General features: G+C 60.2%; 12 protein-coding genes. 9 read left to right on the top strand and 3 right to left on the bottom strand.

Annotated elements, in window-relative coordinates:
- Positions 1-216 precede the first annotated feature (216 nt).
- Both AACY49_RS06585 and AACY49_RS06580 read left to right on the top strand, forming a co-directional pair.
- Positions 217-1146 (top strand): SdiA-regulated domain-containing protein, encoded by a 930-nt coding sequence (locus tag AACY49_RS06585; protein ID WP_258698606.1) that lies wholly within the window; start codon positions 217-219, stop codon positions 1144-1146.
- A 192-nt stretch (positions 1147-1338) separates the two neighbouring features.
- A complete protein-coding gene (locus AACY49_RS06580) occupies positions 1339-2256 on the top strand; it encodes an SdiA-regulated domain-containing protein (RefSeq protein WP_339522498.1) in 918 nt (305 codons plus the stop codon).
- Positions 2257-2401: 145 nt separating this feature from the next.
- Here AACY49_RS06580 and rpiA read toward each other — a convergent pair whose 3' ends face one another.
- Entirely contained in the window at positions 2402-3076 is a 675-nt protein-coding gene (rpiA, locus tag AACY49_RS06575) for a ribose-5-phosphate isomerase RpiA (RefSeq protein WP_111448403.1), read from the bottom strand.
- 349 nt (positions 3077-3425) lie between these two features.
- Here rpiA and ilvA point away from each other — a divergent pair, with 349 nt between their 5' ends.
- Together ilvA and AACY49_RS06565 are read left to right on the top strand one after the other, a co-directional pair.
- Complete coding sequence (ilvA, locus tag AACY49_RS06570) at positions 3426-4940, top strand: threonine ammonia-lyase, biosynthetic (protein ID WP_258698608.1); 1515 nt, start codon at positions 3426-3428, stop codon at positions 4938-4940.
- Between the two features lie 39 nt (positions 4941-4979).
- The gene (locus AACY49_RS06565; RefSeq protein WP_339522494.1) at positions 4980-5408 is read left to right on the top strand and encodes a DUF2269 domain-containing protein; all 429 of its coding nucleotides are present in this window, start codon (positions 4980-4982) and stop codon (positions 5406-5408) included.
- Between the two features lie 121 nt (positions 5409-5529).
- Here AACY49_RS06565 and AACY49_RS06560 read toward each other — a convergent pair whose 3' ends face one another.
- The gene (locus tag AACY49_RS06560) at positions 5530-6186 is read right to left on the bottom strand and encodes an HAD family hydrolase (protein ID WP_339522493.1); all 657 of its coding nucleotides are present in this window, start codon (positions 6184-6186) and stop codon (positions 5530-5532) included.
- Positions 6187-6329: 143 nt separating this feature from the next.
- Here AACY49_RS06560 and AACY49_RS06555 point away from each other — a divergent pair, with 143 nt between their 5' ends.
- On the top strand, positions 6330-6809 hold the full coding sequence (locus tag AACY49_RS06555) for an RNA pyrophosphohydrolase (protein WP_007897732.1): 480 nt from the start codon (positions 6330-6332) through the stop codon (positions 6807-6809).
- Between the two features lie 22 nt (positions 6810-6831).
- The gene (ptsP, locus tag AACY49_RS06550) at positions 6832-9111 is read left to right on the top strand and encodes a phosphoenolpyruvate--protein phosphotransferase (protein ID WP_258698611.1); all 2280 of its coding nucleotides are present in this window, start codon (positions 6832-6834) and stop codon (positions 9109-9111) included.
- A gap of 162 nt (positions 9112-9273) precedes the next feature.
- Here ptsP and AACY49_RS06545 read toward each other — a convergent pair whose 3' ends face one another.
- The gene (locus tag AACY49_RS06545) at positions 9274-10020 is read right to left on the bottom strand and encodes an NRDE family protein (RefSeq protein WP_339522490.1); all 747 of its coding nucleotides are present in this window, start codon (positions 10018-10020) and stop codon (positions 9274-9276) included.
- Positions 10021-10154: 134 nt separating this feature from the next.
- On the opposite strand from AACY49_RS06545, the gene AACY49_RS06540 reads away from it, so the two are divergent.
- The 3 genes from AACY49_RS06540 (at position 10155) to AACY49_RS06530 (ending at position 12865) form a co-directional block, all read left to right on the top strand.
- Entirely contained in the window at positions 10155-10937 is a 783-nt protein-coding gene (locus AACY49_RS06540; RefSeq protein ID WP_339522488.1) for a sulfite exporter TauE/SafE family protein, read from the top strand.
- An 83-nt stretch (positions 10938-11020) separates the two neighbouring features.
- Positions 11021-11830: a prolipoprotein diacylglyceryl transferase gene (gene lgt, locus AACY49_RS06535; RefSeq protein ID WP_339522486.1), complete on the top strand. Its 810-nt coding sequence runs from the start codon at positions 11021-11023 to the stop codon at positions 11828-11830.
- A 63-nt stretch (positions 11831-11893) separates the two neighbouring features.
- On the top strand, positions 11894-12865 hold the full coding sequence (locus AACY49_RS06530) for a thymidylate synthase (protein WP_339522484.1): 972 nt from the start codon (positions 11894-11896) through the stop codon (positions 12863-12865).
- Positions 12866-12894: the final 29 nt, after the last annotated feature.

Raw genomic sequence — 12894 nt, 5'->3', positions numbered from 1 at the left:
CGATGAGTCCATAACATTCAACATCTATGTTGACTGTTACACCGCCATCGCGAGCAGGCTCGCTCCCACATTTGTTTTGTGATCGGCCATAGAAGGGCGATCCCGCCATTTCCCGTTTTTTTCACATCGTATCTGGATAATTCCGGGGCTTCTGGCGTCTGAGCCTGCCTCAATGTGCTATTACCTATAGCCTGATTTTCTGGAACGCATCCCTGCATGACCACCCAACCGCTGCCCAAGCTGAAAATTGCCCGCCGCTCGCGCTTTGTCATGCGTTGGTATTCCTGGCTTTTACTGGCGGCGGTCGCTGCATATGGCCTTGCGTTTGCGATGCATTGGGATGATCGCGGCGTACTCTGGGTGAAGGAGCGCTTCGAAAGTCCGGCCGAACGTCAGGAGAGTGTCTGGCTGCCGGATTACCGGGCGGTGATCGACGCCAAGCTGCTGCCGGGCATGGAGACGGACGAAGCCTCGGATGTGTCTTATGACCCGCAGACCAAAACTCTGTTTGCGGTGATGGGCAAGCACCCGTTCCTGGTCGAGCTGACGTTGCAGGGCGACGTATTGCGCAAGATGCCGCTGGTAGGCTGGAGCAACCCGGAAGGGGTGACGGCAATGGGCAACGGTCTGCTGGCGATTACCGATGAGCGCGAACACCTGCTCTCCATCGTCAAGGTCGATGCCGATACCCGCGAGCTGAACATCGCCAATTTCCCGAAATACGACCTCGGCCCGTCGAAAGACCAGAATAAAGCCTTCGAAGCCGTCGTCTGGGATGCACACAACCAGCAGCTGCTGTTGGGTGAAGAACGTCCGCCGGCGTTGTTCAGCTGGAAAAGCGACGGCAGCCAGACCCTCAAGGGCGACAAGCAAAAACTGCCCAGCGATGCACTGGATATCCGCAATTTGTCGGCCTTGGCCATCGACTCGCGCACCGGCCATACCCTGGTGCTGTCCGCCGACTCTCACTTGTTGCTGGAATTGGACGAGAAAGGCGAGCAGGTCAGTTTCATGACCTTGTTCGGTGGTTTCAACGGCCTGAAAAAAACCATTCCCCGCGCCGAAGGCGTGACCATTGACGAGGCGGGCACGCTCTACATGGTGAGCGAGCCGAACCTGTTCTACCGCTTCGAAAAACAACGCTGACCCTGTGGGAGCTGCCGCAGGCTGCGATGATCTTGATCTTTAGTCATGTCAGCACCGCCAGAAGATCAAAAGATCGCAGCCTTCGGCAGCTCCTGCGAGTTCGATGGTTGTGGTCGAAGGCCAGTGGCCATTAAGCTTGAATTCATACAGCCGTGGTATTTCATCCGCCCGTCCTGTTTTCGAGCTGCCTGAATGCACCGACTTGTCCGTCCCAAGCCCCTGATACTGATTCTGTCGGTCATTGCACTGAGTGTGCTGGTTGCCGTCGGCCAGTACCTGCGCCTGTTCGAGCGCACCTGGTTCAATGTGCAGGCGCTGTGGCAGCCGATGAATGCCCAGTCCATTGGTCTGGATCAGTATCAGGTCGCGATCGAGGCGCGAGTCATTGACGGTCTGGACGACGATGTTTCAGCGCTGACCTTCGATCCTGTGCGCAAAAGCCTGTTCACCGTCACCAACAAAAACGCCGAGCTGATCGAATTGTCCCTGGAGGGCAAAATCCTGCGGCGTGTGGCGCTGGTCGGGTTTGGCGATCCGGAAGCGGTGGAGTTCATCAGCGCTGACACTTACGTGATCACCGACGAGCGCCAGCAACGGCTGATAAAGATTCATCTGGAGAAGGGCACGACGTTCCTGGATGCGGCGGATGCCGAACAGATGACCCTCGGTGTGCACATGGGCGGCAACAAGGGGTTCGAAGGGCTGGCCTATGATTCGGTGGGCAAGCGCCTGTTCGTCGCCAAGGAGCGCGACCCGATGCTGATCTACGAAGTGCAGGGCTTTCCCCATTACAACCCGGAGAAATCCTACGCGGTGCACGTGGTGAACAACCCCAGGCGCGATGCCGGAATGTTCGTGAGAGACCTGTCGAGCCTGCAATACGACGAGCGCAGCGGCCATCTGCTGGCGCTGTCCGATGAGTCGCGGCTGATTCTGGAGCTGGATGTGGATGGGCGACCGCTGAGCACGCTGTCACTGAGCAAGGGCCGTCAGGGATTGCGCAAGCCTGTGCCGCAAGCGGAAGGCATCGCCATGGATGACGACGGCACCCTGTACCTCGTCAGCGAGCCAAACCTTTTCTACGTCTTCAAAAAACCGGCACAACCCTGACAAACACCCCAAAACACCGTGGGAGCGGGCTTGCCCGCGATAGCGGCCTTTCAGTCAACATCAATGTTGAATGTGACGGCCCCATCGCGGGCAAGCCCGCTCCCACAGGTATTTCATCTGCCCGCAGATATGTGGGCAATTTCGCTTACTGGGCGCGCAGGGTTTTCACACCTTCACTCGTTCCCAGCAGCAGCAAGTCGGCCGGGCGGGCCGCGAACAAACCGTTGGTGACCACGCCGACGATGGCGTTGATCTGTGTTTCCAGCTCCACCGGGTTGGTGATCTGCATGTTGAACACGTCGAGGATGATGTTGCCGTTGTCGGTCAGCACGCCTTCACGGTAGACCGGGTCGCCGCCGAGCTTCACCAGTTCGCGGGCCACATGGCTGCGGGCCATCGGGATCACTTCCACCGGCAGCGGGAACGCACCGAGGACCGGCACCAGTTTGCTGGCGTCGGCGATGCAGATAAAGGTCTTGGCCACGGCCGCCACGATCTTCTCGCGGGTCAGGGCTGCGCCGCCGCCTTTGATCAGGTTCAGGTGTTCATCGCTTTCGTCGGCGCCGTCGACATAGAACTCCAGATCGCTGACGGTATTGAGTTCATACACCGGAATGCCGTGGCCCTTGAGGCGAGCGGCGGTGGCTTCGGAGCTGGCAACTGCGCCGTCAAACGCGCCTTTGTGCTTGGCCAGGGCGTCGATGAAACAGTTGGCGGTGGAGCCGGTGCCGACGCCGACGATGCTCTTGTCGTCGAGTTTCGGAAGGATGAAGTCGACGGCGGCCTGGGCCACTGCCTGTTTGAGTTGATCCTGGGTCATGCGGGCTCCGAAGTGCCGAAGAGGGGACGATAGGCCGGCATTATAGGCCTCGCGATGGGGAAGGTCATTGCCGGTATGTCGAATGGTGACGGGGGGGGCTTGCCTGTGGCGAGGGAGCTTGCTCCCGCTCGGCTGCGCAGCAGTCGTAAAACCTGCTGATGCGGTGTGTCTGAAAGAATGGGAGTGTCTGTTTTGGGAGCGCTTCGCGCTCCAACGGGAGCAAGCTCCCTCGCCACAATGAGTCTCTTGCGCTCGCGAGCGGCTAAAACCATCTGTTTAGTGTGGTCGCCCGCCCAATAGCCGGGTTAGACTCCTTGGTCCTGCCCAACCCGCTCAGTGATGCTTTCCGATGCTCGAACAGTACGTCAAAAAGATCCTCACCTCGCGCGTTTATGACGTTGCCGTAGAAACCCCATTACAGACTGCCCGCCAGCTCTCCGAGCGGCTGGGCAATGAAATCTGGCTCAAGCGTGAAGACCTGCAACCGGTGTTCTCGTTCAAGATTCGCGGCGCTTATAACAAGCTGACGCAGTTGAGCGATGAAGAGCGCGCGCGCGGCGTGGTCACCGCTTCGGCCGGCAACCATGCGCAAGGCCTGGCCCTGGCCGCCAAGGTATTGGGCGTGAAAGCGACCATCGTGATGCCCAAGACCACCCCGGAGATCAAGGTCGAAGGCGTGCGTTCGCGCGGCGGCAAAGTGTTGCTGCACGGGGATTCGTTCCCCGAAGCCCTGGCCTACTCGCTGAAACTGGTCGATGAAAAAGGCTACGTCTACATTCACCCTTACGACGATCCCCACACCATTGCCGGGCAGGGCACGGTGGCCATGGAGATTCTGCGCCAGCACCCGGGGCGTCTGGATGCGATTTTCGTTCCTGTGGGCGGCGGCGGGCTGATTGCCGGGATCGCGGCGTACGTGAAATACCTGCGCCCGGACATCAAAATCATCGGCGTCGAACCGGATGACTCCAACTGCCTGCAAGCCGCCATGGCGGCCGGCGAGCGCGTGGTGCTGCCGACCGTGGGCCTGTTTGCCGACGGCGTCGCGGTGGCGCAGATCGGCCAGCACACTTTCGATATCTGCAAAGACTACGTTGATGAAGTGTTAACCGTCAGCACCGACGAGATCTGTGCCGCAATCAAGGATATCTACGACGATACCCGCTCGATCACCGAGCCTGCCGGCGCCTTGGGCGTGGCCGGGATCAAGAAATACGTTGAGCAACACAGCGTCACCGGCCACACCTTCGTTGCCATCGACTCCGGTGCCAACGTCAACTTCGACCGCCTTCGCCATGTCGCCGAGCGCGCCGAGCTGGGCGAGGGCCGCGAAGCGATCATCGCCGTGACCATCCCCGAGAAACCGGGCAGCTTCAAGGCGTTCTGTGAAGCGATCGGCAAACGGCAGATCACCGAATTCAACTACCGCTACAACACCGGCAGCGAAGCGCACATCTTTGTCGGCGTGCAGACCCATCCGGAAAGCGATCCACGAAGTGCGCTGCTCGCCAGCCTCACCGAGCAGGGTTTCCCGGTGCTCGACCTGACCGACAACGAGCTGGCCAAGTTGCACATCCGCCATATGGTTGGCGGGCGTGCTGTGCATGTGGTCGATGAAGTGGTGCTGCGCTTCGAGTTTCCGGAGCGTCCGGGCGCGTTGTTCAACTTCCTCAACAAGCTCGGCGGGCGCTGGAACATTTCGATGTTCCACTACCGTAACCACGGCGCCGCGGATGGCCGTGTGGTCGCGGGCCTGCAAGTGCCGCACGACGAGCGTCATCTGGTACCCGCTGCACTGGAAGAAATCGGCTACCCGTACTGGGACGAAAGCGACAACCCGGCCTATCAGCTTTTTCTCGGCTGAACGGCTACGCTGACGAGCAGGCCATAAGGAAATCGAACAATGGAAACGTTAACCACCCTCAAAATCGCTCATGCCGTGGCGACAGTGCTGCTGTTGATCAGCGCACCGGGGCTGGCGATCTGGGTCTGGCGCACACGCCGTAACGGTGATGCGACGGCTCATGTTCGTACCTTGCGACGGGCGCAGGTGTTCATCTGGCTATTGATGGGGCTGGCGTTGCTGAGCATGCCGTTCACCGGGTGGTGGATGGTGCATCTGGTGGGCTGGCCGTTGGGGCAGACCTGGCTGCTGGCGTCCAGTGTGCTCTACACCGTGGCGGTACTGGGCTGGTTCTGGCTGCTGGTGCGGCTCAATCGGCTGCGCACGGCGCCGACGGGGGGGAGTGGGAAGTTTACGTTTGCGTTGGCGCTGTTCAGTTTTGTCTGCTTTATCGCCATTGCGGGGTTGATGGGGGCCAAGCCGGTTTAAGGCTTCAGACCGAGTCGACCCAATCGCGGGCAAGCCCGCTCCCACAAGGTTCTGCTGTGTGGCATAGATAGTATTTACAACAGAGATCCCTGTGGGAGCGGGCTTGCCCGCGAAGGCGATCTCAATCGCGCAACGAAATCACCGGCCAACCCCGTTTCTCGGCCTCGGCCCGCAGGTTCGGGTCTGGATCGACAGCGATCGGATTCGTTACTTGCTCCAGCAACGCCAAATCATTCATCGAGTCGCTGTAGAAATAGCTGTCCTCCAGGCTGTGGCCAGTTTCTTCCAGCCAACGATTCAAGCGTGTCACCTTGCCTTCACGGAAGCACGGGACATCGGTGCTGCGCCCGCTGTAACGGCCGTCGATCATTTCGCATTCGGTGGCGATCAGGGTTTCAACGCCTAAGCGCGTGGCAATCGGCCCGGTCACAAAGCGGTTGGTGGCGGTGATGATCACCAGCTTGTCGCCAGCCTCGCGGTGTTGGGCCAACAGATCGAGGCCCTTGGCCAGCACGATCGGTTCGATGCAGTCGCGCATGTAGTCCATGTGCCATTGACCCAGCGTGGCCATGTCGGTGCGACCGAGGACTTCCAGGCAGAAGTTCAGGTACGCGTCGTTATCCAGCTTGCCGGCCAGGTAGTCCTGATAGAACTCGTCGTTGCGTGCCTTGTAGGCGACGGCGTCGAGGAAGCCGCGTTCGCACAGATAATCGCCCCAGGCGTGGTCACTGTCACCGCCCAGAAGCGTGTTGTCCAAGTCGAATAAAGCCAGCCGCATTGAAGTTACTCGCTGAAAAGTCTGTAGAAAGGTGTCCAGAATACGGACTTTTCACAAGAGTGCACATAAGGTAGGTCGGCGCGTTGCTGCTTTCACAACCTTTGTGGAACAATGCGACGACATGCGTTTGCGAGGTTGTTGCCGTGATCGACCCCGATGGTTTCCGCCCCAATGTCGGGATCATTCTGACGAATGATGCTGGCCAGGTGCTATGGGCTCGCCGTATCAATCAAGATGCCTGGCAGTTTCCACAGGGCGGGATCAACCCCCAGGAGACGCCGGAAGACGCCTTGTACCGCGAGTTGAACGAAGAAGTGGGCCTGGAGCGCGAAGATGTTGAAATTCTCGCCTGCACCCGGGGCTGGTTGCGTTATCGTTTGCCGCAACGCTTGGTCAGAACGCACAGCCAACCGCTGTGCATCGGCCAGAAACAGAAATGGTTTCTCCTGCGCCTGATCTCCAACGAGCAGCGGGTGCGGATGGATTTGACCGGTAAACCGGAATTCGATGGCTGGCGCTGGGTCAGTTATTGGTATCCGTTGGGCCAGGTGGTGACATTCAAGCGCGAGGTGTATCGACGCGCTCTCAAAGAGCTTGCCCCGCGCCTTTTAGCGCGCGACTGACGACGGAGTTCGACCCCGAGCCATGCTCAATACGCTGCGCAAGATCGTCCAGGAAGTTAACTCCGCCAAGGATCTCAAGGCGGCGTTGGGGATTATTGTGTTGCGCGTCAAAGAGGCCATGGGCAGCCAGGTCTGCTCGGTCTACCTGCTTGACCCAGAGACCAACCGCTTCGTGCTGATGGCCACCGAGGGCTTGAACAAGCGCTCGATCGGCAAAGTCAGCATGGCACCCAACGAAGGTCTGGTCGGCCTGGTCGGCACGCGTGAAGAACCCCTGAACCTCGAAAACGCCGCGGATCACCCGCGCTACCGTTACTTCGCCGAGACCGGTGAAGAGCGCTACGCGTCGTTCCTCGGGGCGCCGATCATTCACCACCGTCGCGTCGTCGGCGTGTTGGTCATTCAGCAAAAGGAACGCCGCCAGTTCGATGAAGGTGAAGAAGCCTTCCTCGTGACCATGAGCGCGCAGCTCGCCGGTGTTATCGCTCACGCCGAGGCCACCGGTTCGATCCGCGGCCTGGGTCGTCAGGGCAAAGGCATCCAGGAAGCAAAGTTCATTGGCGTACCGGGTTCGCCGGGCGCGGCGGTCGGTACCGCGGTCGTCATGCTGCCACCGGCCGATCTGGACGTGGTGCCGGACAAGACCATCAGCGACATTGATGCAGAGCTTGCGCTGTTCAAGACCGCCATTGAAGGCGTGCGCGCCGACATGCGCGCCTTGTCCGCCAAGCTGGCGACCCAGCTGCGGCCGGAAGAGCGAGCGCTGTTCGACGTTTACCTGATGATGCTTGACGATGCCTCGCTCGGTAGTGAAATCACCACCGTGATCAAGACCGGTCAGTGGGCTCAGGGCGCGTTGCGTCAGGTGGTCACCGAACACGTCAACCGTTTCGAATTGATGGACGACGCCTACCTGCGTGAGCGCGCCTCGGACGTCAAAGACCTCGGCCGTCGCTTGCTCGCCTACTTGCAGGAAGAGCGGCAGCAGACGCTGGTCTACCCCGATAACACCATTCTGGTCAGCGAAGAACTGACGCCGGCGATGCTCGGCGAGGTGCCGGAAGGCAAGCTGGTCGGTCTGGTGTCGGTACTCGGCTCCGGTAACTCCCACGTGGCGATCCTGGCACGCGCCATGGGTATCCCGACGGTGATGGGCCTGGTCGACCTGCCGTATTCCAAGGTCGACGGCATCCAGATGATCGTCGACGGCTACCACGGCGAGGTTTATACCAACCCCAGTGACGTGCTGCGCAAGCAGTTCGCCGACGTGGTCGAGGAAGAGAAGCAACTGGCCCTCGGGCTGGATGCATTGCGTGACCTGCCGTGCGTAACGGTCGACGGCCACCGCATGCCGCTGTGGGTCAACACCGGCCTGCTGGCGGACGTGGCGCGGGCGCAAAAACGCGGTGCCGAGGGCGTAGGCCTGTACCGCACCGAAGTGCCGTTCATGATCAACCAGCGCTTCCCGAGCGAAAAGGAACAGCTGGCGATCTATCGCGAGCAGCTCGCCGCGTTCCATCCGCAACCGGTGACCATGCGCAGCCTGGACATCGGCGGCGACAAGGCGCTGTCGTACTTCCCGATCAAAGAAGACAACCCGTTCCTCGGCTGGCGCGGCATTCGTGTGACCCTCGACCACCCGGAAATCTTCCTGGTGCAGACCCGCGCCATGCTCAAGGCCAGTGAAGGCCTGAACAACCTGCGCATTCTGCTGCCGATGATTTCCGGCACTCACGAACTGGAAGAAGCCCTGCACCTGATCCATCGGGCCTGGGGCGAAGTCCGCGACGAAGGCACCGACGTGCCGATGCCGCCGGTTGGCGTGATGATCGAGATTCCGGCGGCGGTGTATCAGACCAAGGAACTGGCGCGGCAAGTGGACTTCCTGTCGGTCGGCTCCAATGACCTGACCCAGTACCTGCTGGCCGTGGACCGCAACAACCCACGGGTGGCCGACCTTTACGACTACCTGCATCCGGCCGTGTTGCAAGCCTTGCAGAACGTGGTGCGCGACGCTCATGCCGAAGGCAAGCCCGTGAGTATCTGCGGCGAAATGGCCGGTGACCCGGCAGCGGCAGTGCTGTTGATGGCGATGGGCTTCGACAGCCTGTCGATGAACGCCACCAACTTGCCGAAAGTGAAGTGGATGCTGCGTCAGATCAATCTGAGCAAGGCCAAGGAGTTGCTGGCGGAGCTGATGACCATCGACAACCCGCAAGTTATCCACAGCTCGCTGCAACTGGCGCTGAAGAACCTTGGGTTGGCGCGGATGATTAATCCGGCTTCGGTCAAAACCCTCTAAAACGCTGAGGGCCTGTGGCGAGGGAGCTTGCTCCCGCTGGAGGCCGAAGGACTCCCGATTCAGGTAACCGTGTTCTTTCATTGAGACACGGTTGTCTGGTTTCGCGGCTGCTGCGCAACCGAGCGGGAGCAAGCTCCCTCGCCACAGTTTATCGCTCGACCTTCAAATCCTGACCTCAACTTCCCCCAAATGCCCCCCATACGGTCCGAAGCTCCGCTCGACCATATGCCGCACTCCATCCGCCTGCACGATCAACGCCGTGCTCGCCCGTGTCCCGTAAGTCGGACTCTTGATAAACACGCTCGACAACAACGTCTCGGTAGCCTGCCCCACGCCGGTGTCCGGCAGCTCGGCAAGCGGCGCCGTCTGCGGATCGCTCAGCAAGGCCAATAGTGCCTGCGGCTGCGGATCGTCCAGCACCTCGCTCAACGCTGCCTTGGCCTTGAGCACTTTTGGCCATGACGTATCCAGCCCTGCGTTCGATAACCCATAAACCCCAGGCTTGAGCCTGACCGCTTCGGTCTCCCGAGCATTGAAGTGCCACAACTCGCTGGCGTTACCGATTAACAGATTAAACCCGGCGTATTCAGGCGAACGTCGGATAACGTCGTTTAAATAGTCTTCAAGCGACATATCCCCACTGAGAAACTGCGCCACCAGTTCACCCCGCGACTTGCGCGCCGGTGGCTGAAGGGGATCACGAATGTTGGTCAGTGCCGCGAAGCGCCTGTTGGCGCCGACACCGAGCCACGTACCGCCGGCCTCAAGGTCGCGACCGGCATACACATGTGGGGCATGCGGCCATTGCGCCAGGGGCAGGCTGGGCCGGGCATAGAATTCGTCGCGGTTGGCCGCCACGATCAGCGGCTGGGCATGACCCGGCCGCCAGGCAAAAACAATCAGGCACATAAGGTGGTCCTTGTGTGTTTTTTGCTCACTCTACGCAGACATCGCTCATCGATCCATCGCCATCCACAGTGGAGCCCGAGGCCATGCATCCGTTACCATGCCGCTCCTGATTTGGGATGCTTGGGGATGTGGCCATGGAATTTCTGCTCTATCTGGCGCTGGGCGCCTGTGCGGGCGTGCTGGCCGGGCTGTTCGGGGTAGGCGGCGGGATCATCATTGTCCCGGTGCTGGTGTTCAGTTTCACTTTGCAGGGATTCGATCCGTCGATCCTGACGCATCTGGCAGTCGGCACCTCGCTGGCGACGATCATCTTTACGTCGGTCAATGCGGTTCGCGAGCATCATCGCCGCGGCGCCGTGCGTTGGCCGATTTTTGCCTGGATGACGCTGGGCATTCTGGTCGGTGCCGGTTTCGGCGCGCTGACCGCCGAAGCGATCTCCGGGCCGAATTTACAGAAGATCATTGGCGTATTCGCGCTGATCATCGCTGTTCAACTCGCTTTGGACTTCAAACCCAAGGCCAGCCGAACGGTGCCGGGCAAAGTCGGTCTGACCGTGGCCGGCAGCGTGATTGGCTGGGCCTCGGCGATTTTCGGAATTGGCGGCGGCTCGTTGACCGTGCCGTTCCTGACCTGGCGCAGCGTACCGATGCAGCAAGCGGTGGCCACTTCGTCGGCCTGTGGCCTGCCCATCGCCTTGGCCAGTGCATTAAGTTTCATGATTCTGGGGTGGCACGATCCACTGCTGCCGGCCCATAGTCTCGGTTTTGTTTATTTGCCGGCGCTGCTGGGGATCGCCCTGACCAGCATGGTATTCGCCCGCCTCGGTGCGCGACTGGCCCACACGCTGTCGCCGCGCTTGCTGAAAAGACTGTTTGCCGCTTTGCTGTTTTGCGTCGGCTTGAGCTTCTTGCTCTGACGCGTAGCGCAATCCTGGCTTAATCCTGGTGTGACAGCGTCACCCGGGAATTTTGAAGGTTTCAACTCTAACGAGGAGTCGCAATGCTGCCTTACCCGCAGATCGACCCGGTGGCCCTGGCCATCGGTCCGCTGAAAATCCATTGGTACGGCCTGATGTACCTGATCGGCATCGGCGGTGCATGGCTGTTGGCGTCCCGTCGGCTGAACCGCTTCGATCCGACCTGGAGCAAAGAGAAACTCTCCGACATGGTGTTCTGGATGTCGATGGGCGTTATCGTCGGCGGCCGCTTGGGTTATGTGCTGTTCTACGACCTGAGCGCCTACATCGCCAACCCACTGCTGATTTTCGAAGTATGGAAGGGCGGCATGTCGTTCCATGGCGGCTTTATCGGCGTGATGCTGGCGGCGCTGTGGTTCGGTAAAAAGAACAACAAGTCGTTCTTCCAGCTGATGGACTTCGTCGCACCGATGGTGCCGATCGGCCTGGGTGCCGGGCGCATCGGTAACTTCATCAACGCCGAGTTGTGGGGCAAGGCGACCGACGTGCCGTGGGCGATGGTCTTCCCGACCGATCCGGCGCAACTGGCGCGTCATCCGTCGCAGCTGTACCAGTTCGCGCTGGAAGGCGTGGCGCTGTTCGCGATCCTCTGGCTGTTCTCGCGCAAGCCGCGGCCGACCATGGCGGTGTCCGGGATGTTCGCGCTGTTCTATGGCATCTTCCGTTTCATCGTCGAATTCGTTCGCGTGCCGGATGCGCAACTGGGCTATCTGGCCTGGAACTGGCTGACCATGGGCCAAGTGTTGTGCGTACCGATGATCGTCGGCGGTCTGTTCCTGATCTGGCTGGCTTATCGACGCGCCCCGGCGGCTCCGGTTGCTCCAGCTGCTTAAGACGCCGCGCTATACATTCGAACCCTGGGGCTTCGGTCCCGGGTTCAAGGACACAGGTAATTCATGAAGCAATATCTCGAACTGGTCGCCCACGTCATCAAGAACGGCACCAAACAGGCCAACCGCACCGGCGTGAACACCATCAGCTTTCCGGGTGCGATGCTGCGCTTCGATTTGCAGGAAGGTTTCCCGGCGATCACCACCCGCAAGATGGCCTTCAAATCCGCCATCGGCGAGATGTGCGGTTTTCTGCGCGGGGTGAACAACGCTGCTGAATTCCGTGCGCTGGGCTGCAAGGTCTGGGACCAGAACGCCAACGAAAACGCCCAGTGGCTGGCCAACCCGTTCCGTCAGGGTGAAGATGACCTCGGCGAGATCTACGGCGTGCAATGGCGCAAATGGCCGGCGTACAAACAGATCCCGATCAGTAATCAGGCCGCCATCGAGCAGACCCTGAGCCAGGGTTATCGTCAGATCGCCGAAGGCGAAGAGGACGGTCAGGCTTATGTGGTGCTGTACAAGGCGATCGACCAGATTCGCCAGTGCGTCGACACCATCATCAAGGATCCGGGCAGCCGTCGCATCCTGTTCCACGGCTGGAACGTTGCGCAGCTTGATGAGATGGCCCTGCCGCCGTGCCACTTGCTGTACCAGTTCCACCCGAATGTCGAGACCAAGGAAATCTCCCTGACCCTCTACATCCGCTCCAACGACCTGGGCCTGGGCACGCCGTTCAACCTCACCGAAGGCGCCGCGTTGCTGAGCCTGATCGGTCGCCTGACCGGTTACACGCCGCGTTGGTTCACCTATTTCATCGGTGATGCCCACGTCTACGAAAACCACCTGGATATGCTGAATGAACAGCTCAAGCGCGAGCCGTTCCCGATGCCGAAACTGGTGATTTCCGACCGCGTGCCGGAGTTTGCCAAGACCGGTGTTTATCAGCCGGAATGGCTGGAGTTGATCGAGCCGAGTGATTTCTCGCTCGAAGGCTATGAGCACCATGCGCCGATGACGGCGCCGATGGCGGTCTGAAGATCAACGACTGAACCTGTGGGAGCGGG

Source organism: Pseudomonas sp. EL_65y_Pfl2_R96 (assembly GCF_963970905.1).
Taxonomy (GTDB): domain Bacteria; phylum Pseudomonadota; class Gammaproteobacteria; order Pseudomonadales; family Pseudomonadaceae; genus Aquipseudomonas.
Note: the sequence above shows the minus strand (reverse complement) of the source record. Positions and strands in the feature narration are given on the sequence as shown.

Excerpts from the sequence above, each read along its gene's own strand:
- AACY49_RS06585 (WP_258698606.1), top strand. The coding sequence starts at position 217 with ATGACCACCCAACCGCTGCCCAAGCTGAAAATTGCCCGCCGCTCGCGC.
- AACY49_RS06580 (WP_339522498.1), top strand. The coding sequence starts at position 1,339 with ATGCACCGACTTGTCCGTCCCAAGCCCCTGATACTGATTCTGTCGGTC.
- rpiA (WP_111448403.1), bottom strand. The coding sequence starts at position 3,076 with ATGACCCAGGATCAACTCAAACAGGCAGTGGCCCAGGCCGCCGTCGAC.
- ilvA (WP_258698608.1), top strand. The coding sequence starts at position 3,426 with ATGCTCGAACAGTACGTCAAAAAGATCCTCACCTCGCGCGTTTATGAC.
- AACY49_RS06565 (WP_339522494.1), top strand. The coding sequence starts at position 4,980 with ATGGAAACGTTAACCACCCTCAAAATCGCTCATGCCGTGGCGACAGTG.
- AACY49_RS06560 (WP_339522493.1), bottom strand. The coding sequence starts at position 6,186 with ATGCGGCTGGCTTTATTCGACTTGGACAACACGCTTCTGGGCGGTGAC.
- ptsP (WP_258698611.1), top strand. The coding sequence starts at position 6,832 with ATGCTCAATACGCTGCGCAAGATCGTCCAGGAAGTTAACTCCGCCAAG.
- AACY49_RS06545 (WP_339522490.1), bottom strand. The coding sequence starts at position 10,020 with ATGTGCCTGATTGTTTTTGCCTGGCGGCCGGGTCATGCCCAGCCGCTG.
- AACY49_RS06540 (WP_339522488.1), top strand. The coding sequence starts at position 10,155 with ATGGAATTTCTGCTCTATCTGGCGCTGGGCGCCTGTGCGGGCGTGCTG.
- lgt (WP_339522486.1), top strand. The coding sequence starts at position 11,021 with ATGCTGCCTTACCCGCAGATCGACCCGGTGGCCCTGGCCATCGGTCCG.
- AACY49_RS06530 (WP_339522484.1), top strand. The coding sequence starts at position 11,894 with ATGAAGCAATATCTCGAACTGGTCGCCCACGTCATCAAGAACGGCACC.